We start from the raw sequence: 21,012 nt of genomic DNA, 5'->3' as shown, positions 1-21,012 counted from the left end.
GCCGCGTCAGACCCGGCCGCCGGACAAGCGGCGCAGCTGGTGACGCCAGTCGACGCGTCGTTGCTCCGGCTCGGGATCGGGCCGGCGGTGGACGCCGGCGACCGCGTCGGCCCAGCGGGGGGCGACCGCGGCGGGGGACCACAGCTCGGCGATGTCCCGCGCCGCCCGCGCGCCGCGGCGCGCGGCCTCCTCGGGGTCCTCGACCAGGACGCGTAGCAGCACGGCGGCGGCGTCGAGATCCGGCTCGGCCCACGGGGAGCCGGGGGGGTACGGTGCGTCCTCGGGCCCGACCGGCACGCGCGAGAACGGCACGAGGAAGCTGTTCTCGTCGGTCATGAACTGCATGTTGCCGCCGTACCGGGTGGCGACGACCGGCCGGCCGTAGGCCATCGCCTCGGCCATCGTCAGACCCAGACCCTCTGCCCGGTGGAGCGACAGGTACAGGTCGCACGACGCGACGAGCGCATCGCGCGCGGGCGCGTCCAGGTAGTCCTCGAGCAGCACGACGTCGGGCTCGGCGGCGGCCCGCAGGCGGACCCGTTCGGCCTCGGCGTGCCGGCGGTCGCCGTTGATGGACTTCAGCACGAGCACCGGACCCTCGTCGGGCGCGAACGCGCGACGGAACGCCTCGATCGCGCCGAGGGGGTTCTTGCGTCCCACCGTGCTGAGGTAGTCGAACACGAACAGCACGACCGGCCGGTCGGCGGGCAGCCCGAGCTCGGCACGGCTCACCGACGTCGCACGCACCTGCGGCAGGGGCGGGGTCACCACGCGCACGGGCACGGCGACGTGCGGCGCCACGGCGGCCCGCACGAAGTCGGTGGCGACCCACACCTCGTCGAGCAGCGCGGCGGACGCGCCGAGCTCGGGCGGGAACTCCTCGACCTCCCAGTACCACATGCCCACGCGGGCGCCGCCCGCGAGCAGGTGCGGCACGGTGCGCGCGATGCTCGGGGTGAGGTCGGCGTTGACGCAGACCACCGTCGTGCCGTGCGCCGGCCCGGTCGCCTCGGCGTAGGGCCGTCGTCGGCTCTGCAGGTGGCGTTCCACGGGGACCGCGCGGGTCGGTACGCCTGCCGCCCGCAGCGCCTCGAGCACGAGGCGCGCGGACTCGCCGATCCCGATGTCGCCGCCGAGGTAGCCGACGACGTTGACGCCCGGGGGGCGCGGCGCGTCGGGCGGCGGTGGTGCGGGCACGGGTCCCGTCGCGGCGACCGCGGCGTCGACGAGCTCCTGGGAGTAGCGGGTCTCGTGACGACCGTGCGCGCGCGCCCAGTCGAGGAACGGCCCGGTGTGCTCGCCCGGAACGCCGGGGAAGACCTCGCACAGGTCGGGCCGGGACTCGCGCAGGGCCCGCAGGTACCGGCCGGGGACGCCCGGGGCGGTCGGCCCGGTGAGCCACGCGAGCACCGCGTCCGGCTCGGTGACCGGGTCCGGCAGGTGCTCGCCGGTGAGCACGGCCTCGCGCACGAGCCCTCGCGCGACGTCGTCGACCGGTACCTCCCCGATCCGGGAGGCCCGCCACGCCGGTTCCGCGGGCGGGTCCGCGGTCTCGTCGGCCGCGCCCCGCGCGCAGCGCGCGGCCAGCGCGGGGTGGTCGCTCAGGCGCGCCCGCGAGGGCCGGTCGATCCCCGCTGCGAGCAGCCAGGGCCGGGCGGGGTCCCGCAGGGTCAGGTCGAGCGCGGCGACGGCCACGCCGTCGACCCGCAGGCCGGTGGCATCCTCGTCGAGCGTGTGGCCGGGCAGCAGGTTCCACGGACCCAGCAGGACGGCGGGACCGCCCACCAGCCGCGCACCCGCGCGGGACGCGGCGGTGTCGAGCCAGGGGATCTCCGGGGTCCGCCAGCTCGCGCGCCAGGTCGCGAGGAACGCCGACGCGGGCCGGTGCACCGCCAGCAGCGCCGGGTGCAGCGGGCCGTGGGCGGCGACGTCGGCCTCGGTGGGCCAGGTGCCGGCCGGGTCCGCGGTGGTCGCGGTGCGCCCGACGACGGCCACCCCCGCGTCCCGCGCGGAGCGCAGCAGCTCGTCGGGGGCGCGCAGCAGCTCGACACCGGGCTCGAGGGCGAGGACGACCTCGTCGGGGCGGCTCGCGACGACGTCGGCGACGACCGCCCGCGCGACGGCGGACGTGCCCACGGCGAGTGACCGCAGGTGCAGGTCCCGGTCGGGCAGGTCGACCTGCGCGGCGGTGACGACCTGCTCGCGGCCCAGGGGCGTCCAGCAGCCGTCCACGTCGAGGACGACCACCGCGGCGTCCGGCAGCACGGTCAGGGCGCTGCGGACCGTGCGTCGGGCCGCCGGGAGGGCGTCGGCCCAGCACGGGACGACCACGGCCGTCGCGCTCCCGTCCGTCGGGGTCCGGCGCGGGGGAGCGGCGTCGGTGCTCGCGTGCATGGCGCAGATCGTACGCGCCGGTCTCGGGGCGCGACCGCCCTTCGACCTATCATCGAACGTCCGAGTGCCTGCCGAACGAGGGTGACACCAACGATGCACGCCGAGACCGTCCGGTCGGCCGACGAGCCCACCGACGTCGCCGTCGACGCCGCTCCGCCCCGACCGGCCGCCGCGAGGTCCTGGCAGGAGCTCGCGGTCCGGGTGGCCGCGCCGCTCGCCGTGCTCGCGGTGCACCTGTGGGTCGCGTGGCCCCGGCACGGGCTCGTGTGGACCGACGACGAGGTCGGCCCGCTCGCCACGGCCCGGCTGCTCGCGGGCCAGGGTGCGCTCGACCTCGCGCACGACAGCTACTACCCGCTGTGGGCCGTCGCGCTCGTGCCGGTCTGGTGGCTCACGGACGACCCGCTGCGCGCGTACCACCTGGCCGTGCTGCTGTCGGGCGTGTGCGGCGCGGCGGTCGTGCTGCCCCTCACCGCGCTCGCCCGGCGGCTGGGCGCCGGTCCGGCGCCCGCGACGCTCGTGGCCGCGGCCGTGGCCGTCGCGCCGAGCCGCACGGTGATGTCGTCGTTCGCGATCATCGAGAACTTCCTCGTGCTGGTCCTGGCGCTGACGGTCGTGGCCGCGGTCCGCTACGCGGACCGCCCGACGCTCGGCCGCGCCGCGCTGCTCGGTGCCGGCGGTGCGGCGACGTTCGTCGCGCACGGGCGCATGGTGACGGTGGTGGCGTGCACGGCGCTGTGGTTCCTGGTGGAGCTGTGGCGGGGGCCCGCGGGTCGCCGGCGCGTGGCGGCGCTGGGGCTGCTGACCACGGTCGTCGTCGCGGTCGCAGGCTTCGCGCTGCACGTCACCGTCGCCGGGATCCTCTACGAGAGCGGGACCAGCCGGGAGGCCGAGGCCGTCGTCGGGCTGTTCGGGGGCTCGGTGCCGAACCTCGTGCGCACCACGGTGGGCACCGTCTGGTACGGCGCCGTGGCGTGGCTCGGGCTGTCGGTGGTGGGCGCAGCCCTCGGCGTCACGGCTGCCCTGCGCGAGCTGCGTGCGCGGCGCGCGGGCGTCGCGCTGTGGGGCGGTCTGGCCCTCGGCGGCAACCTGGCGATCAGCGTCCTGTCGACGGCGCGGTCGCTGACCGAGGGGACGGACCGCATCGACGTGCCCACCTACGGGCGCTACGTCGAGCCGTACCTGGTGCTGCTCGCGGTCGTCGGCGCCACCGTGCTGGTCCGCCGGCTGGAGCCCCGGCGGGCGACGGTCGTGGCGGCGCTCGCGGTGACGGCAGGCTCGTCGATCGTCGTGGTGCCGTGGATGCTGGCCACCGCGAACCCGGACGGCTGGTGGGGCCCGATCAACGTCCCCGGCATGCTCGCGCTGGTGGGCAGCAGCGGCACGGGACTGCCGTGGGTCGCCGCCGCCCTGGTCGCCGCCGCCGCGTGCGTGGTCCTCGTCCTGGTCCGGCGCAGCCTCGTCGCACGCCGCGCGACCGTCGCGGTCGTGGGGGTGTGGCTGCTCGGCTCGTCCGTCGTCGCCCAGACCTCGCACCAGCAGCCGCTCGCGCTCGCGCTGGGGGACCCGCCGCGGCTGCTCTCGGTGGTCCAGGCGATCGACACCCCTGTGTCGTTCGACGTCACGGAAGCGGACTGGCCGGGCCAGAACAGGTTCCAGTACTGGCTCGCGCCGCGCGCCATGGAGGTGTTCGACGGCACGACGACACGCCCCCCGACGGACCTCGTGGTGTCCCGCGCCGTCTGGCCGCACGACGACGCCGACGACTGGGTCCTCGTGGCCGACGCGCTCGGTGACGACGCGCTGTGGGTCCGGCGCGGCCCCGTCGAGGCCGACCTGCGCGCGCGGGGGATGCTCCAGCCCGAGGACGTCACGGCACCGATCGAGGGCTTCGCCGCGACCCTCACGCGCACCGACGGTCCCGCGGACCGCCCCGTGCCGTCCGGGGGCCCCTCATGGCTCGAGGTCGCGCTGCGCAACGACGGCCCGACCGCGTGGACGGGACTCGGGGACCTCGCGAACCCGACGGGCGTGGTCCGGGTGGTCGTCTTCTGGCCGGTCCCCGGCGGCGCGCACCCGCAGGTGGCGGACCTGCCGTCGAACGTGCTGCCCGGTGCGACCGAGCACCTCCGGATCCGGCTCGACCCGCCGGCGGACGTCGCGGGCGACGCGATCGGCCTGACCCTCGTCCAGGAGGGGCTGGGCGAGCTCACGCCCCCCGGGCAGCCGCTCCTGTGGATCCCGCTGCGCTGAGCGCCACCGCGGCGACGTCGCGGCGGGGCACGACCGCGGTGCGCCACGTGGTGCGCCGCTCGCGCAGGGTGCGCGGCAGTCGCAGCAGCCACGCGCCCAGGCCACGGGCGCGCGCCCGTGTGGTGGGGTCCCAGCCCGTGCGGGCGAGCGCGCGCACCGTGCCGGCCACCTGGCGGGCGAGCGAGCGCAGGACCATGCCTGCGGGGGCGTGACGGGTCACGACGACCAGCGAGTTGCGGGTGTTGTAGTACCGGAACAGTGCCGACGCCGGGTCCGAGCTCGCGGCGTGCGCGTGCTCGGCGACCGCGGCGTCCACGTAGCGCACGGTCCACCCCGCGGCGCGCAGCCGCCACGACAGGTCCGTGTCCTCGTAGTAGAGGAACAGCCACGGGTCGATGCCACCGACGGCGCGGACCGCCTCGGTGCGCAGCAGCGCGGCGCCGCCGTGGAAGCCGAACACGTCCCCGGGCGGTGACTGGGTGCCGTCGACTGCGAGCCAGTCACGGTCGACCCCCGCTCCCCAGCGCGTCAGCACGTTCCCGGTGGAGTTGACGAGCGTGCGGCCCTGCGCGTCGTGCCGCCGCAGCACGACCTTGGCCGTCACGGCGGCCACCCGCTCGTGGCCGGGTGCGGTGAGCTCGGCCACGAGCGCGTCGAGGCCGTCCGGGGCCAGCGTGGCGTCGTTGTTGAGCAGCAGCACGAACGGCGCCCGCACGTCCCGCAGGCCCAGCTCGACGCCGCCGGCGAACCCCAGGTTGCGCGGCGCGCGGACCACCGTGGCGCCGGGGCGGGCGGCGAGGAGCGCGTCCGTGCCGTCGGTCGACGCGTTGTCGACGACGACGACCTCCGTGCGGTCACGCAGGTGCTGCGCGTCGAGGGAGTCCAGGCAGGCCGGCAGCAGGTGCGCCCCGTTCCACGTCACGACGATCGCGCGGACGAGGGGGGACGCGTCGGGTGCCGGCACGGGCCAGAGTCTAGGCTCACGCCCGTGACGGGTCCCGTGCGGGTGGCGATGACGGTCGAGCAGTGCTGGCAGCCGGTGCCGGGCGGCTCGGGCACGTACATCGCCGAGCTGACCGCGGCCCTGCGCACCCAGGACGACGTCGAGGTCGTGGGCGTCGCGGCCCGCCACCGCACCGAGGAGGTGCCGTCGCCGGTCCCCGACGTCCCCGTCCGCCACGAGGCGCTGCCCCGCACCGTGCTCTACGAGACGTGGCACCGGCTGCGCCGGCCGCGTGCCGACCGTGCGGGCGGCGTCGACGTGGTGCACGCCACGACCTGGGCCCTCCCCGGCCGCCGCGTGCCGCTGGTGGTGACCGTGCACGACCTGGCGTTCCTGCGTGATCCCGGGCACTTCACGGCCCGGGGCAACGCGTTCTTCCGGCGTGCGCTGCGGCTCGTCGTGGACGAGGCGGCCCGGGTGGTCGTGCCGTCGGCCGCGACGCGCGACGACTGCGTCGAGGTGGGTCTCGAACCGGGCCGCGTCGACGTCGTGCCGCACGGTGTGCGCGTGCCGCAGGTCGACGACGCGCAGGTCGCCGCGTGGCGCGCACGCACGGGCGTGGCGCGGCCGTACGTGCTGTGGTGCGGCACCCTCGAGCCCCGCAAGAACGTCCTGCGGCTCGTGGAGGCGTTCGCGCGGGCGCGCGGTGCAGGGCTCGAGCACGACCTGGTGCTCGTCGGCCCCACCGGGTGGGGCGGCCAGGCCGAACGCGTGCGGGCGGCGCTCGAGCAGCTCCCGGCGGGGGCCGTGCACCTGCTCGGGCACGTCCCCACGCAGGACCTGCACGTGGCGTACGCGGGTGCGGCGGCGTTCGCGTTCCCGTCGCTGTGGGAGGGCTTCGGGATGCCCGTGCTCGAGGCGCTCGCGCACGGCACGCCGGTGCTGACGTCGCGGGGCACGTCCATGGCGGAGGTCGTCGAGGGTGCGGGGCCCGCAGCGGTGCTCGTCGACCCGCGGGACGTCGACGCGCTCGCCGCAGGGCTCGGCGAGCTCGTCGGGCGGGACGCGGCCGCCGTCGGGGTGGCGGCGCGCGACGTCGCGGCCGGGTACACGTGGGCGCACGCGGCCCGCGCGCACGTGGGTGCGTACCGCGCCGCGCTCGGAGGCGGCACGGCGTGACCACGTAGCATCGACCCGGGCGTCCCTGCCGGGTCGCCCGACGGTGCAGCGGCAGGACGGCGACGTGACGAAGGTCTTCATCCAGATCCCGTGCCTCGACGAGGAGGCCACGCTCCCCGACGTGCTCGCGTCCATCCCGCGGTCGATCGAGGGTGTGGACGAGATCGTCGTGCTCGTCGTGGACGACGGGTCGAGCGACCGCACGGTCGAGGTCGCGCGCGAGCACGGCGTCACGCACATCGTCCGGCACACCCGCAACATGGGTCTGGCGCGCTCGTTCCGCGACGGCGTGCACTACGCGCTCTCGCACGGCGCGGACGTCGTCGTCAACACCGACGGGGACAACCAGTACCCGCAGGACCGCATCCCGGACCTCGTCGCACCTGTCCTCGCCGGCGAGGCCGACATCGTCATCGCCGACCGCCAGACGTCGACGATCGCGCACTTCTCGCCGTTCAAGAAGCTCATGCAGCGCGTCGGCAGCCGCGTCGTCAACGGCGCGGCCGACACTGACCTGCCGGACGCGGCGAGCGGCTTCCGCGCGTACTCCCGCGCGGCGCTGCTGCGGCTGAACGTCGTCACCGAGTTCAGCTACTGCATGGAGACGATCATCCAGGCGGGCCACAAGCGGCTGCGGATCGCCAGCGTGCCGGTGACCACCAACCCCAAGACGCGCGAGTCCCGGCTGTTCAGCAACATCTTCCAGCACATGCGCAAGTCCGCATCGGCGATCGTGCGCAGCTATCTGATGTTCAAGCCGTGGGTGGTCTTCGCGACGCTCGCCGCCGTGTTCGGGGTGGCCGCCCTGGTCCCGATGGTGCGCTTCCTCGTGCTGTGGGTGGTCCACGACGAGCACGCCGGCAACGTCCAGTCGCTGATCTTCGGCGCGATCATGGCCGTCGCCGCGCTGCTGGCCGCGGCGCTCGGGGTGCTCTCCGACCTGCTGCGGACCAACCGCGTGCTGCTCGAGGACCAGCTCGAGCGGCTCAAGGACCTGCAGTACCGCCAGGGCACGCCGGTGGAGCCCGATCCGGCGACGTGGTCGACGGAGCTCGGAGACCTGACGCGTCCCGGCCCGCCCGCAGCGCGGCTCGACCGCTCCGAGGGCGCGCCGGTCAGGTCGTCCTGAGCCGCCGGTCGCTGCCGCTCAGGGGGCCGGTGCGAGCGGGTGCTCCTGCCGGCCACGGCGTGCCGCCGCGACGGCCACGCCGGCGAGGACGACGTCACCGCCCAGCATGAGGACGCGGCTCACCAGCGCGAGAGCCAGCGCGTCGCCGGCGCCGACGGTCGCACCGAGCGCCAGCACGAGCGCTGCCTCGCGCGCCCCCGCACCCGCCGGCAGCACCACCACGACGAACCCCACGACCCAGGCCAGCGCGTACGCACCTGTCGCGAGCAGCCACAGCGAGGGCGTCGGGGTCAGCCCGTGCGCCAGGAGCAGCAGCCACAGGTGGGTGCCGAAGGCGACCCACACGACGAGGGCCCACGCGCAGGCCACGAGCAGGTCACGCCCTCCGACCGGCTCGGGCGCCGGTCGGCGCAGGACGCGGAACGCCAGGCCGAGCACGCGGTTGAGGACGGCCGGGACGAGCATCGCGGCGCCGACGACGCCCACCGGGATGGTCCACCAGTAGGTGGCCAGCGCGTCGGCCGACGACGTCGCGAGCGCGACGGCGGCCGCGACCACCCCGCAGACCGTGCCGACCAGCAGGTGCGCGAGGGCGGCCGACGCCGACCTCGCCCTCGGGACGTGGTACTCCCGGGACATCTCCGTCTGCGCGACCACGGGCCAGACGCTGCCGGGGACGTACTTGCCGAGCTGGGCGAGGAAGAAGATCCGGGCGGCGGCTCGCGCGGGCACCCGGGAGCCGAGGCCCGCCAGGACGGCACGCCAGCTCGCGGCCGACGCCGCGAGACCCACCACGACGAGCGCACCGGCCGCCGCGACGAGCTCCCAGCGCAGCCCCGCGAACCCCGCGGCGATCGGCTCCCGCTCGCGCACGACGAACAGCGAGGCGAACACGACGACCGCGGCCAGGGCGACGAGGCGTGCCACCCGGGCCAGGCGCCGGCGGGGGGCAGCAGGGTCGGGGGTCACCGGGCGATGCTATGTCCCGGGCGGGTGATGCGGTCCGCTAGCATCGAGCGCCATGCCCGCGTTCGTGTTCGTGACACGCAAGTTCCCGCCGTCGGTCGGGGGGATGGAGACGCTCGCGTCGGACGTCTGGGCGATGCTCCGGGCCGGCAGCGACGGCGCGCGCCTCGTCGCCCACGGTGGCTCCACCGCCGGGCTCCCGGTCTTCTGGCTGCGCGCCGCTCGCGCCGTGCTGCGCGCGGCGCGGCGGCCCGGTGACGTCGTCGTCACCGGTGACGTGCTCATGTACCTCCTGCTCCTGCCGTTCGCGCGGGCCGCGGGCCTGCGGCTCGTCACGATGGCGCACGGCAAGGACGTGGTCTGGGGCTTCCCGCCGTACCGCTGGTGCGTGCGCCGGGCGCTGCGACACGCCCCGATGGTGCTCTGCAACAGCGCCGCCACCGCCGAGCAGGTGCGCAGGGCAGGTGTCGCGGCCGACCGCGTGCACGTGCTGCGCCTGGGCGTGGAGGTCCCCGCGCGCACGGCGGCGGACGTGACCCGGGCGCGCCAGGAGCTGCGCGACGAGCTGGGCGTCGCGCCCGGCACCCACGTGCTGGCGACCGTCGGCCGGCTCGTCCGGCGCAAGGGTGTCGCGTGGTTCGTGCGGGAGGTGCTGCCCCGTCTGGAGGGCGACTGGGTGTACGTCGTCGCGGGCGCCGGCCCCGACGAGCAGGCCGTGCGCACCGCCGCGCGCGACACCGGGCTCGAGGACCGCGTCCGCCTGCTCGGCCGCGTCCCCGACGCGCAGCGTGAGCGCGTGATGGCCGGGTGCGACGTCTTCGTCCAGCCCAACGTCCCGGTGCGCGACGACATGGAGGGCTTCGGGCTCGTGGCCGTCGAAGCCGCGGTGCGCGGTGCGCTCGTGGTCGCGGCGGACCTCGAGGGACTGCAGGACGCGGTGGCGGACGGCGTCACCGGCCTGCTCGTCCCGAGCGGGGACGCCGAGGCGTGGCGCGCCGCGCTGACGGACGTCCTGACGGACCCGGGGCGTGCCGCGCGGGCTGAGGCGTTCGCGCGCAGCTGCGCGGACCGCTACGACCGCGTCCGCATGGGCGAGGAGATGGTCCGGCTGCTGGCGACCGCGCCCGTGCGCAGCCGCCCCACCACCACGGAACGCGTCACGCTGGGCGACTACGTGACCAGCGCCGGCGACTACGCGATCTACTCGCTGCACGTCGCGACCTACGAGTGGGTGGCGCGGCTCGTGGCGGACAAGGAGGTCCTGGACCTCGGCTGCGGCACGGGCTACGGCTCGCGCCTGCTGCGGGAGCGCGGTGCCCGCCGGGTCGTCGGCGTGGACGTCTCGGGCGAGGCGGTCGAGCGTGCGACCGCCGACGAGGCGCTGGCGGGCCTGGAGTTCCGGCAGATCCTCCCGACCGACCGGGAGCCCCTGCCGTTCCCCGACGACTCGTTCGACCTCGTCTGCTCGATCCAGGTGATCGAGCACGTGACCGACGTCGACGGCTACCTGCGCGAGGTGCGCCGCGTCCTGCGGCCCGGCGGCGCGTTCGTCTGCGTCACGCCCGACCGGGAGCACCGGTTGTTCCCGCGCCAGCGTCCGTGGAACGAGTTCCACGTGCACGAGTACGACCCCGCGGAGCTGGGCCGCCTGCTCGGGGCACGCTTCGGTCCCGTGAACGTGCAGGGGATGACGGGACCGCGTCGGCTCCTCGACCACGAGCTGCGCCGCTACCGGTGGACCCGTCTGCTGCTGTACCCCGTGACGTTCCCCGGTGTCCCGGAGCCGCTGCGGCTCGCGGGCCTGCGGCTGGCGAAGCGGATCGCACCGCACCGGGCCGGGTCGGCGCCCGAGGGGACGCGCGCGTTCGGGTTCGACTGGACCGACGTGGTCGTCGCCCCGGACGCCCGACCCAGCGTCAACATCGTGGTCGTGGCCGGCGCCCTGCCGTCGGTCGGCTGACGCGAGGTGTGCGGGGCCCGGCCCCCCGCACGACCGCCTAGGGTGTCCCGGTGCGCATCCTCCTCGACGCGACCGCCGTGCCGGCGGACCGGGGCGGCGTCGGCCGCTACCTCGACGACCTGCTCCCGGCCCTCGTGCGTCAGGGGGTCGACCTGGTCGTCGTCAGCCAGGAGCGCGACCGCGACCACCTCGCGAGGCTGGCCCCGTCCGCCGAGGTGGTCGCCGCACCGGCCCGGATCGAGCGGCGCCCCGCGCGCCTCGTGTGGGAGCAGGTCGCGCTGCCGCGCCTGGCGCGCGGCACGCGGGCCGACGTCCTGCACAGCCCGCACTACACGATGCCCCTCGTGCCCGGCGTGCCGGTGGTCGTCACGCTGCACGACGCGACGTTCTTCTCCCACCCCGAGCTCCACTCGCCGGTCAAGCGGCGGTTCTTCCGCACCGCGACGCGGCACGCGGTGCGTCGCGCCGGGGCGCTGGTCGTGCCGTCCCGGGCCACGGCGCGCGAGGTGCGCCGCCACGCCGGCGGCGCCGAGGCCCTGTTCCACGTCGCCTACCACGGCGTGGACACGTCGCTCTTCCACCGTGTGGACGGCGACGACCAGGCCCGCGTCGCGCGGTCCCTGGACCTCGAGGGGCGGCCGTACGTCGGCTTCCTCGGCACGCTCGAGCCGCGCAAGAACGTCCCGGCGCTCGTGCGGGCCTGGGCCCGGTCCGTCACCGACCTGCCGGAACCGCCTGCGCTCGTGCTCGCCGGTGGCAGGGGCTGGGACGAGCAGGTGGCGCCCACGGTCGCGGCCGTGCGGGCCCAGCACCCGCACCTCGTGGTCCGCACGCCCGGCTACCTCCCGCTGGGCGACCTGCCGGGCTTCCTCTCCGGCGCGCGCGTCCTCGCGTACCCGAGCCTCGGTGAGGGATTCGGTCTGCCGGTGCTCGAGGCGATGGCCTGCGGCGCCGTGGTCCTCACGACGCGCGAGCTCTCGCTGCCGGAGGTCGGTGGCGAGGCGGTCGCCTACTGCGGCACGGACGAGGAGTCGATCGCACGGGAGCTGCGCACGCTGCTGGACGACGCGCCGCGGCGCGAACGACTCGCGGCCGCGGCCGTGGAGCGCGCCGCCGGCTTCGACTGGGACGCCTCTGCCCGCGCCCACGTCGCGGCGTACGAGGCGGCGCTGGGCCGTCGCGCCTGAGGTGACGTGCCCGGCGGACGTCAGTCCGTCGTGGCCGGGGCGGGCTCGGCGGCGGCGGCCGCGGTGGCCGCGTCGGACGTGCTGCGCCGTGCGGCGGCGGAGGCGGGCCCGGGTGCCGCAGGCGTGTCGTCCACCGGGCGGTAGGAACGCCAGGCGAGCCACGTGAGCGCACCGACGACCGCCGCGTACAGCGCCGTACCGGTGAGGTAGCCGATCGGTGAGGTCCAGTCGGGGTGGAACGTGAGGACGTCGCCCTCGAGGCCCTCGGCGTAGCGCCGCGACGCCCAGTAGAACGCCGCGACGTGCCCCACGAGCACCACCGGCAGCGCCCCGCGTGCCACGCGCCGCAGCAGCTCGCCCTCGGGGCGGCGGTCGACACCCACGACGAGCGCGGCCAGCAGCGGGACGCCCACCGCGACGGGCAGCGCGTAGCGGCCCTGCCAGATCAGGCCCGTGTCGACCGCGGTGGGGACCTGCAGCGCGAGCGGTGCACCTGCGACGCCCAGCACCAGCAGCAGCAGTGCCACCCGGCGCCGCGTGGGACGGGCGGCGGCGAACGCGAGCAGCAGCACCGCCCCGGCCATCGCGTACCACGCGACGAACGTGACCGGCGGCGACGGCGCGTCGAGCCAGCCGTAGTCGCCGATCATGTTGAGGAGGTACTCCGAGCCCTTGCCGACGACCGACAGCGCGACGGTGCGGGGGTCGGCGAAGCCCGGGTGGAGGTCCTTCGTGGTGACGACGGCCGGGTGCGTGACGAGCCAACCGACGGCGACGGCGCTCGCGGCGGCCGTCGCCGCCACGAGCCACCGGAAGCGCGGGTGGGCGACGATGTCGCGCCACCTGCCGGCGGGGGCGGCGACGAGCGCGACGACGACGATCGCGAGCGCCCACACGGGCCCCGTCGAGCGCGTGTTGACGAGCAGCGCGCCCGCGACGACGGCCTGCACGAGCGCTCCTGTCGTGACGGGCCCGCGGCCCAGCACCACCGCGAGGCACGCGGCCCAGAAGGCGAACGCCGCGCTGATCTCGAAGCCTGCGGGGTTGACGGTCGCGCCGAGGAAGAAGCACATCGGCGTCAGGGCGACCGCCGCGCCCCACACGCCGGCCCGGTTGCCCTCCACGCGGTGCAGGCGGTAGAGCCCCCAGGTCACCAGCAGGCCCGTCAGCAGCGCACTCACGAGGCGCATCGCGACCAGCCCGCCCGACGCGGGCAGCAGCAGGGAGGGCCACCCCACGAGCGCGTAGTACAGCGGTGGGTACTGCCCGGCGTAGGTGCGGGCGTCGACCGGCGCACCCGGCTCCGGGAGGTCCTGCTGGCACGACGCGGGCTGGTCCGGCTGGAACGCGAAGCAGTTGGGCAGCGTGACCGACGCGGCGTAGTCCGAGGGCAGCCGCACGAGTCCGGCCACGCCGGGCTCCGCGGTGTCGACGAGCGCATCGGCCGTCGGCAGCGAGACCTGACCCCGGGCGACCCCGGCGGCGCGCACGACGTGGCTGGGTTCGTCGGGCGACGACATCATGGGCGTGGCGAGCGACCAGCACCATCCCAGCGCGACCAGCAGGGCCGCGACGGCGGACCACACGACCCGGGCGCGGCGGGCCGGGGTGCCGGCCGGGTCGTCGGTGGCGGGGCCGGTGGTGTGACTGCGGGACATCGGGCGGGCCTCCTGCGGCGGTGAGGCCGCCGGACGGTGCGACCGGGCACAGTGTAGGGCGGTGCGCGACGCGTCCGGCCGGGCCGGAGGCCCCCGGGGACCGGGCGGGCGGGTACCGGACGGTAAGGTGTCGGCCGTGTCCGACGCCCCTGAACCACGCGTGCTCGTGGTCCTTCCCGCCTGGAACGAGAGCGAGTCGCTGCCCGGCGTGCTCGCGGAGATCCGGGAGCACCTGCCCGGCGTCGGCGTGCTCGTCGTCGACGACGGGTCGCACGACGGGACCGCGGCCGTCGCCCGCTCGCTGGGCGTCGACGTGCTCGAGCTGCCGTTCAACCTGGGCGTCGGCGGCGCGATGCGTGCCGGCTTCCGCTACGCCCTCGAGCAGGGCTACCCGATGGTCGTCCAGGTCGACGCCGACGGTCAGCACGACCCGCGCGACGTGCCGCGGATCGTCGAGCGGCTCGCGCACTCCGACGTCGTCATCGGCGCCCGGTTCGCGGGCACCGGCTCCTACGAGGCGCGGGGACCGCGGCGCTGGGCGATGAACGTGCTGGCCGGCGTGCTCAGCCGCGTCGCCTCGACGAGGCTCACCGACACCACCTCGGGGTTCCGCGGTGCAGGTCCGCGCGCGGTCGAGCTGTTCGCACGGCACTACCCGGCGGAGTACCTCGGGGACACGGTGGAGTCGCTCGTCCTGGCGTCGCGCAACGGCCTGCGGATCGAGCAGATCGGCGTGTCGATGCGCGAGCGGTCGGCGGGCCGGCCGTCGCAGAGCCCGCTCAAGGCGTCCGTCTACCTCGCGCGGGCGTGCCTGGCGCTCGTCATCTCCCTCGTCCGCCGCCGCGAGCGGATCACGCCGCAGGAGGCGACTGTCGTATGAGCGGGCACCTCTTCGCCCTGGTCGGGGCGCTCGTCACGCTCGCGTTCATGTTCGAGCTGCTGCGCCGGCGCCGGCTGCGCGAGAAATACGCGGGGCTGTGGATCGTCGTCGCGCTGGTCGTGCTCGTGGCCGCGGTGTTCCCGGGCCTCACCGAGTGGCTGTCGGAGCTCGTCGGCATCACGACGCCGATCAACCTCGTGTTCTTCCTCGGGCTGCTGTCGCTGCTCGTCGTGTGCGTGCAGCTCAGCGCCGAGCTGGGCGAGATCGAGCACGAGAACCAGACGCTCGCGGAGCAGGCCGCCCTGCTGCGGCTGCGCGTCGAGCGGCTCGAGGCCGCCGTCGCGCCGGACGGGCCGGGCGAGGACGCGACCGCCGGCCCGGACGCGTGACGACGGACGCCGCGACCGGCCCCCGGGGGCTCGGCGAGCGCAGCGGTGTGCTGGCCGTCGCGGTCGGCCTCGGCGTCTTCGGGCTCGCCGGGTACGGGTACCTGTGGTTCGTCGCGCACGCGCTCGGCGCCCAGGCTGCTGCGCCCGTGAACCTGCTGTGGACCCTGCTCAACGCGGTCGGCATCGGGCTGTTCCTGCCGCTGGAGCAGCAGCTCGGGCGCACGACGGCGTCGCTGCGCGCGCGTGGGCTGGCCACCGGCGCTGCGGTGCGCGCGGTGGGAGCCGCGGGGGTCGTCCTCCTCGGCGGCACGGCCGTGGTCTGCCTCGCGTCGTGGCCGCTGCTGGCCGGCCGGCTGTTCGGCGGGCGCGACGTGTACGTGCCGCTGCTGGTCGCCGCCCTCGGGGGCGCGGCCGTCGCGTACGCGGTGCGCGGGCTGCTCTCCGGCAGCGGGCGGTACCCGGCGTACGGCGCCCAGCTGGCCGTCGACGGCGTCCTGCGCGTGGCCGGTGCCGGCGCGCTGGCGGCCCTCGGCGTGCGTGTCGTCGCCGCGTACGCCCTCGTGCTGGTCCTGGCCCCGTTCGTCGCCGTGCTCGTCACGACGCGGCGGACGGGTCTGGTGACGCCGGGCGGCGAGGCCGACGTGCGGGCGCTGCGCCGCGCGGTCGGCGCCCTCGTGCTGGCGTCGCTGGCCTCCCAGCTGCTCGCCAACCTCGGCCCTGTCGTGGTCCAGCTGCGCACAGCCGCCGACCAGGAGGCCCTGGTGTCGAGCTTCACGGTCGCGAACGCGATCGCGCGGGTGCCGCTCTTCGCGTTCGCGGCGGTGCAGGCCGTGCTCCTGCCGGGCCTGGCGTCGCTGCTCGGGTCGGGCGACGTGCAGGGCTACCGTCGCCGGCTCGCGCTCGTCGGGTGGGTCACCGGTGCGCTGGCCGCGGTCGGCACGCTCGCCGTGTGGGCGCTGGGGGACTGGCTCCTGGCGCTCCTGTTCCCCCCGGACTTCGCGGTCGGACGCGAGGTCTTCACGCTCCTCGCGCTGTCCGGCGGGCTGTTCATGCTCGCGCAGGTCGCGGCCCAGGCGCTCCTCGCGCAGGGTGGCGACCGGCCCGTGCTGGTCGGGTGGGCGCTCGGGCTGGCCGCGTTCGTCACGGCCGCGCTCGTGCCGGGTGAGGTCATCACGGTGGCGTCCGTCGCGCTCGTGGTCGGCTCGGGTGTCGCGTTCGTCGCGCTGGCGCTCCCGCTGCTCGCGTCGCTGCGGTCCCTGAGCAGGCAGGAGCAGGTGGCGTGAACGAGGTCGACGTCGTCATGCTGGGCTACGGCGACGAGCCGTACCTGGCCGACGCGCTCGCGGCCGTCGCCGCGTCCACCGGCGTGCGGCCCCGCACCGTGCTCGTCGACAACGGCACCACGCGCGACGACCTCGACGAGCTGTGCGCACGCACCGGCGCGACGCTGCTCCGTCCCGGGCGCAACCTCGGCTTCACCGGCGGCGTCAACCTCGGCCTGGCGCACGGTGAGGCGCCGTTCGTGGCGCTCGTCAACAGCGACGCGATCGTCGCGCCCGACGCGCTCGCGCGGCTCGTCGCGGTGGCCACGGACCCCGGCATCGGCATCGCGTCCGGCGACGTCCGGCTCGCGGACGACCCGTCGACCATGAACTCCGCGGGCAACCCGCTGCACGTGCTCGGCCTGAGCTGGGCGGGCGGGCTCGGGGACCCGGCGACGTCGCACGCCGAGCCGCGCGACGTCGCGTCGTGCTCGGGGGCGGGCGTGGTGCTGCGGCGCGAGGTGTGGGAGGAGCTGCGGGGGTTCCCCGAGGAGTTCTTCGCCTACCAGGAGGATCTCGAGCTCAGCTGGCGCACGTGGCAGGCCGGTCTGCGGGTGCGGTACGTGCCGGACGCGGTGGTCGTCCACCACTACGCGTTCGGTCGGCACCCGGCCAAGATGTACCTGCTCGAGCGCAACCGGCTGCTGTTCGTCCTCACCACGTACGGCGGGCGCACGCTCGCGGCCCTCGCGCTGCCGCTCCTGTCGTTCGAGGTGGCGATGCTGCTGGTCGCGTCGCTGCAGGGGTGGGGGCGGCAGAAGCTGCGGGGCTGGTGGTGGGTCCTGCGGCACATCGCCTGGGTGCGGTCGCGCCGACGCTGGGTCCAGGCCGCGCGCCGGGTCGAGGACCGCGAGCTGGCCCACCTGTGGACGACGCGGTTCGACCCCGCCGTCATGCCGCTGCCGCCCGGCTCGGGCGCGCTGCAGGGGCTCCTCGCGGGGTACTGGCGGGCGGTGCGCCCGCTGCTGTGAGCAGCGGGCGCGCGCCGTTCAGGCGCCGCGCGCCCGGTCGCGCAGGCCCTGCACGTACTCCTCGACGACGGCCGCGTCCGGCAGCAGGCCGGCGGCGCGCGCCTCGGCCAGCGTGGGTGCGGCCGTGTCCTTCTCGGACAGCTGCGGCGTCAGGGGGCTGCCGTCGCGGGCCGTCGTGGGCCAGGTGATGCCGATCTCGGGGTCGAGCGGGTGGATGCCGTGCTCGCGGCCCGGCGCGTACCCCGTCGAGCAGAGGTAGAGCACCGTCGAGTCGTCCTCGAGGGACATGAACGCGTGCCCCAGGCCCTCGCCGAGGTAGATCGCGCGGCGGTCGGTGTCGTCGAGCAGCACGGTGTCCCACCGCCCGAACGTCGGCGAGCCCACGCGGATGTCGACGACGACGTCGAGCACCGCGCCCTTGGCGCACGTCACGTACTTGGCCTGCCCCGGGGGGACGTCGGCGAAGTGGATGCCACGCAGCACGCCGGCGGCCGACACCGAGCAGTTCGCCTGCTGCAGGTCGAACGCGTGCCCCGTGGCCTCGGCGAACGGGCCGCCCTTGAAGTACTCGAGGAACACCCCGCGGGGGTCGCCGTGCTGCTTCGGCGTGATCTCCCACGCCCCGGGGACGCTCAGCTCGCGGTAGTGCACGTCAGGTACCTCTCGGTGGGGGCTGGGTGTGGTCCCACCCTACCGGCGCCGCACCGGCGGGTAAGGTGAGCCGCCGTCGACGCAGGGGAAGAGGAGAGCACGTGCGCTGGGTGGTCATGGGAAGTGCCGGCATGCTCGGGACGGACGTCGTGGCGACGCTCCGTGACGCGGGGCACGAGGTCGAGGCGCACGACCGCGCGACGGTGGACATCCTCGACCCCGACGCGGTCGCCCGCGTCGTCGAGGGCGCGGACGTCGTGGTCAACTGCGCGGCCTGGACCGCGGTCGACGCCGCGGAGGAGCAGGAGGAGGCGGCCTTCGCCGTCAACGCCACAGGGCCGCAGGTGCTGGCGCGGCGCGCGCGCGAGGCCGGCGCGCGCATCGTGCAGGTCTCGACCGACTACGTCTTCCCCGGCGACGCGACGTCACCCTACGGCGAGACCGACCTCGCGGCGCCCCGCTCGGCGTACGGCCGGACCAAGCTGGCGGGGGAGTGGGCGGTGCGCGCGGAGGCGCCCGACCACATCGTGGTGCGTACGGCGTGGCTCTACGGCGCCGGAGGTCGCTGCTTCCCGCGGACCATCGCGCACGCGATGGCGCAGCGTGGTGCGCTCACCGTGGTCGCGGACCAGGTCGGGCAGCCGACGTGGGCGCGGGACGTCGCCGACCTGGTCCTGCGCCTCGTCGACGCCGGTGCGCCCGCGGGCACGTACCACGGCACGGCGTCCGGGCAGACGTCCTGGCACGGGTTCGCGCAGGAGGCCGTCGCCGCGGCGGGCCTGGACCGTGACGCCGTCACGCCGATCTCCTCCGCCGAGTACCAGGCGGCCGCGCCGCGTCCGGCCTACTCGGTGCTCGGGCACGACGCGCTCGTGCGCGTCGGCGTGGCGCCGATCGGCGACTGGCGCGAGCGGTGGCACGTCGCGGCTGCCGAGGTGCTGGCGGGGGCGCCCGTCGGCGGCTGACCCGCGCCCACCGTGGGCTGGGCCGTACCGACCGCGGGCCGAGCCGGCGCCGCCGGGACGCGCGCCGTCACCGCGTCACGGCTGCCAGCTCACGACCTGCAGGAGCAGGGCCGTCAGGGCCAGGACCGCCCACCCCTCGAGCAGGCCGACGCCACGCAGCGCGACGACCGCGGCCGCGGTGAGTGCCCCGGCGGTCCCCGCGAGCAGGCGGTCGGCCGGGCGGGGCCCCGCCGCTGTGGTGCGGGGTGGCGTCAGCGGGCGGGGGAGGGTGGCGCCGCGCGAGGCGGCCGGCAGGTCGAGCTCTTCCGGTCCGTTCGGTGGGCGGTGCGCGCCCTCGTCAGATCAGGACCGGTCCCCGTCGAGCAGGCCCAGCAGGTACGCACCGTACCCGGACTTGACGAGCTTCTGGGCCCGTTCGCGCAGCTCGTCGTCGGACAGGAACCCCCGCCGCCACGCGACCTCCTCCGGAGCACCGATCTTCAGCCCCTGGCGGTGCTCGATGGTCCGGACGTAGTCCGACGCCTCGAGCAGGGAGTCGAACGTGCCGGTGTCGAGCCACGCCGTGCCGCGGGGCAGGACGCCGACCTGCAGCCGGCCCTGCTCCAGGTAGACCCGGTTGACGTCGGTGATCTCGTACTCGCCGCGCGCCGACGGCTCCAAGTCGCGCGCGATCGCCACGACGTCGTTGTCGTAGAAGTACAGGCCGGGCACGGCGTAGCTGCTCTTGGGACGCGCGGGCTTCTCCTCGAGCGACAGCGCCCGGCCCTCCGCGTCGAACTCCACCACGCCGTAGGCCGTCGGGTCGGCCACGCGGTAGGCGAACACCGCCCCACCGTCGACGTCGCTGAAGCGCTGGAGCCGGGTGCCCAGCCCGGGGCCGTAGAAGATGTTGTCGCCGAGGACGAGTGCGGCGCTGTCGGTACCGACGAAGTCCGCGCCGAGCACGAACGCCTGCGCGAGACCGTTCGGCTGCTCCTGCACCGTGTAGCTGATGGAGATGCCGAACTGCGACCCGTCACCCAGCAGGCGGTGGAACTGCTCCGCGTCGTGCGGCGTGGTGATGACCAGCACGTCCCGGATGCCGGCGAGGATCAGCGTCGACAACGGGTAGTAGATCATCGGCTTGTCGTACACCGGCACCAGCTGCTTGGAGACTCCGAGCGTGATGGGGTGCAGCCGGGTGCCCGAGCCGCCGGCCAGGATGATTCCGCGCATGACGCCCTAGTCTGCCGCATCGCACCCGGGACCCGTGCACGCGCAGGTCCCGGGTGCGGGGGTCTCAGGCCCGGTCGTCGGTGACGTTCTCCGGCCCGAGCACGCGCGCGCGGCGCGCGGGGTCGGCACGCAGCGCGGCGGCGAGCGGCGCGGCGAGGAGGACGACCGAGCCGTCGGCCGCCCACGTCGCCAGTGCGGTGCGCAGCAGGGCGGGCAGGTCGTCGGCGGTGAGCGCGACCCGCTGCGCCGCGGGGGCGTCGGCCGCCAGCAGGCGGGCGTGCGGCACGGTCGTGCCGTCGACCGTCAGGGCGGGGGCCGTCGGGTCGACAGGGGGCGCCCAGACGACGACGTCGGGGTGGGAGAGCACGGCGGCGCCGTCGACGGCGTCCGGCGGGAGCCCGGGGCCGAACTGCCGCGCGAGCGCGGGCAGCGCGACGGCCACGACCACTGCCCCCGGGGACGCGGGGCCCGCCTCCTGCGGGCGGTGCGTGACGACCACCTCCGCTCCGCAGCCGTCGAGGACGACGCCCGCGCCGCAGCGCCAGGCCGCCAGCGCCCACACCAGCGCGCGCCAATGGGGCGGCAGGTCGAGGGCCACGCGCACGCCGGGTGCGGCGTCGGCCTCGTCGACGAGGAGGTTGGTGCTCTTGGCGACCCAGTTGGCCAGGACCGCCCCTGACAGCTCGACGCGCTCGCCGTCCTCGCCGTACCAGGTGACGCGCGGACGGCCGGGGTCGCGCTGCAGCAGCTCGAGCAGGCCCGTGACGTCGGTCGGTGCGGGGCGGTGAGGGGTCGGCACGGGGCCCTAGGCTAGGCGGCTCGCGCACGCCACGCCGAGCACACCGAACTTTCACCCGGACAACTCGGGCATCTAGCACGTCTCCGGTTGACGACCGCGAACGACACGCGTGTAATTCGTAACAACTGATCGCCGACACGTTCCACGTCGC

The 21,012-nt window shown here is 75.8% G+C and carries 17 protein-coding genes; 10 read left to right on the top strand and 7 right to left on the bottom strand.

Annotated elements, in window-relative coordinates:
• Positions 1 to 6: 6 nt before the first annotated feature.
• A complete protein-coding gene (locus CFLA_RS19080; RefSeq protein WP_052302718.1) occupies positions 7 to 2,394 on the bottom strand; it encodes a glycosyltransferase in 2,388 nt (795 codons plus the stop codon).
• A gap of 93 nt (positions 2,395 to 2,487) precedes the next feature.
• Here CFLA_RS19080 and CFLA_RS11955 point away from each other — a divergent pair, with 93 nt between their 5' ends.
• Positions 2,488 to 4,647, top strand: a complete 2,160-nt coding sequence (locus CFLA_RS11955; RefSeq protein WP_013117587.1) for a hypothetical protein — start codon at positions 2,488 to 2,490, stop codon at positions 4,645 to 4,647.
• Here the strand turns inward: CFLA_RS11955 and CFLA_RS20060 are convergent.
• The gene (locus tag CFLA_RS20060) at positions 4,604 to 5,611 is read right to left on the bottom strand and encodes a glycosyltransferase family 2 protein (RefSeq protein ID WP_013117586.1); all 1,008 of its coding nucleotides are present in this window, start codon (positions 5,609 to 5,611) and stop codon (positions 4,604 to 4,606) included. The two genes, CFLA_RS11955 and CFLA_RS20060, sit on opposite strands and share 44 nt — an antisense overlap.
• Positions 5,612 to 5,635: 24 nt before the next feature.
• Between CFLA_RS20060 and CFLA_RS20055 the strand changes: the two genes are divergently transcribed.
• Positions 5,636 to 6,769, top strand: a complete 1,134-nt coding sequence (locus CFLA_RS20055) for a glycosyltransferase family 4 protein (RefSeq protein ID WP_013117585.1) — start codon at positions 5,636 to 5,638, stop codon at positions 6,767 to 6,769.
• A 64-nt stretch (positions 6,770 to 6,833) separates the two neighbouring features.
• The gene (locus tag CFLA_RS11940; protein WP_013117584.1) at positions 6,834 to 7,898 is read left to right on the top strand and encodes a glycosyltransferase family 2 protein; all 1,065 of its coding nucleotides are present in this window, start codon (positions 6,834 to 6,836) and stop codon (positions 7,896 to 7,898) included.
• Between the two features lie 18 nt (positions 7,899 to 7,916).
• On the opposite strand, the gene CFLA_RS11935 is transcribed toward CFLA_RS11940, so the two are convergent.
• A complete protein-coding gene (locus CFLA_RS11935; RefSeq protein ID WP_013117583.1) occupies positions 7,917 to 8,867 on the bottom strand; it encodes a lysylphosphatidylglycerol synthase domain-containing protein in 951 nt (316 codons plus the stop codon).
• Positions 8,868 to 8,919: 52 nt separating this feature from the next.
• On the opposite strand from CFLA_RS11935, the gene CFLA_RS19075 reads away from it, so the two are divergent.
• A complete protein-coding gene (locus CFLA_RS19075; protein WP_013117582.1) occupies positions 8,920 to 10,824 on the top strand; it encodes a glycosyltransferase in 1,905 nt (634 codons plus the stop codon).
• A 50-nt stretch (positions 10,825 to 10,874) separates the two neighbouring features.
• Positions 10,875 to 12,011 carry a glycosyltransferase family 4 protein gene (locus CFLA_RS11925; RefSeq protein ID WP_013117581.1) on the top strand — a complete coding sequence of 379 codons (1,137 nt, stop codon included), beginning with the start codon at positions 10,875 to 10,877 and terminating at the stop codon, positions 12,009 to 12,011.
• A 20-nt stretch (positions 12,012 to 12,031) separates the two neighbouring features.
• On the opposite strand, the gene CFLA_RS11920 is transcribed toward CFLA_RS11925, so the two are convergent.
• On the bottom strand, positions 12,032 to 13,669 hold the full coding sequence (locus CFLA_RS11920) for a DUF2142 domain-containing protein (RefSeq protein WP_013117580.1): 1,638 nt from the start codon (positions 13,667 to 13,669) through the stop codon (positions 12,032 to 12,034).
• Between the two features lie 127 nt (positions 13,670 to 13,796).
• On the opposite strand from CFLA_RS11920, the gene CFLA_RS11915 reads away from it, so the two are divergent.
• Genes CFLA_RS11915 through CFLA_RS11900 form a run of 4 tightly spaced genes read left to right on the top strand, consistent with a single transcriptional unit; the run spans position 13,797 to position 17,231 of the window.
• Positions 13,797 to 14,549 carry a glycosyltransferase family 2 protein gene (locus CFLA_RS11915; RefSeq protein ID WP_013117579.1) on the top strand — a complete coding sequence of 251 codons (753 nt, stop codon included), beginning with the start codon at positions 13,797 to 13,799 and terminating at the stop codon, positions 14,547 to 14,549.
• Positions 14,546 to 14,938 (top strand): DUF2304 family protein, encoded by a 393-nt coding sequence (locus CFLA_RS11910; RefSeq protein ID WP_013117578.1) that lies wholly within the window; start codon positions 14,546 to 14,548, stop codon positions 14,936 to 14,938. The genes CFLA_RS11915 and CFLA_RS11910 overlap by 4 nt, the downstream gene beginning before the upstream one ends.
• On the top strand, positions 14,935 to 16,221 hold the full coding sequence (locus tag CFLA_RS11905; protein ID WP_013117577.1) for a lipopolysaccharide biosynthesis protein: 1,287 nt from the start codon (positions 14,935 to 14,937) through the stop codon (positions 16,219 to 16,221). The genes CFLA_RS11910 and CFLA_RS11905 overlap by 4 nt, the downstream gene beginning before the upstream one ends.
• Positions 16,218 to 17,231, top strand: a complete 1,014-nt coding sequence (locus CFLA_RS11900; RefSeq protein ID WP_013117576.1) for a glycosyltransferase family 2 protein — start codon at positions 16,218 to 16,220, stop codon at positions 17,229 to 17,231. The genes CFLA_RS11905 and CFLA_RS11900 overlap by 4 nt, the downstream gene beginning before the upstream one ends.
• A gap of 18 nt (positions 17,232 to 17,249) precedes the next feature.
• Here the strand turns inward: CFLA_RS11900 and CFLA_RS11895 are convergent, their stop codons facing one another.
• Complete coding sequence (locus tag CFLA_RS11895; protein WP_013117575.1) at positions 17,250 to 17,882, bottom strand: dTDP-4-dehydrorhamnose 3,5-epimerase family protein; 633 nt, start codon at positions 17,880 to 17,882, stop codon at positions 17,250 to 17,252.
• Positions 17,883 to 17,983: 101 nt separating this feature from the next.
• Between CFLA_RS11895 and rfbD the strand changes: the two genes are divergently transcribed.
• On the top strand, positions 17,984 to 18,847 hold the full coding sequence (gene rfbD, locus CFLA_RS11890; protein WP_013117574.1) for a dTDP-4-dehydrorhamnose reductase: 864 nt from the start codon (positions 17,984 to 17,986) through the stop codon (positions 18,845 to 18,847).
• A 342-nt stretch (positions 18,848 to 19,189) separates the two neighbouring features.
• On the opposite strand, the gene rfbA is transcribed toward rfbD, so the two are convergent.
• The gene (rfbA, locus tag CFLA_RS11885) at positions 19,190 to 20,062 is read right to left on the bottom strand and encodes a glucose-1-phosphate thymidylyltransferase RfbA (RefSeq protein ID WP_013117573.1); all 873 of its coding nucleotides are present in this window, start codon (positions 20,060 to 20,062) and stop codon (positions 19,190 to 19,192) included.
• A 64-nt stretch (positions 20,063 to 20,126) separates the two neighbouring features.
• Positions 20,127 to 20,861, bottom strand: coding sequence for a TIGR03089 family protein (locus CFLA_RS11880; protein WP_013117572.1), 735 nt, complete (start codon positions 20,859 to 20,861; stop codon positions 20,127 to 20,129).
• Positions 20,862 to 21,012 lie beyond the last annotated feature (151 nt).

Source organism: Cellulomonas flavigena DSM 20109, assembly GCF_000092865.1.
In the GTDB taxonomy this organism is placed as follows: domain Bacteria; phylum Actinomycetota; class Actinomycetes; order Actinomycetales; family Cellulomonadaceae; genus Cellulomonas; species Cellulomonas flavigena.
The sequence above is the reverse complement of the archived record's forward strand: the minus strand, read 5'-3'. Positions and strand labels throughout refer to the sequence as shown.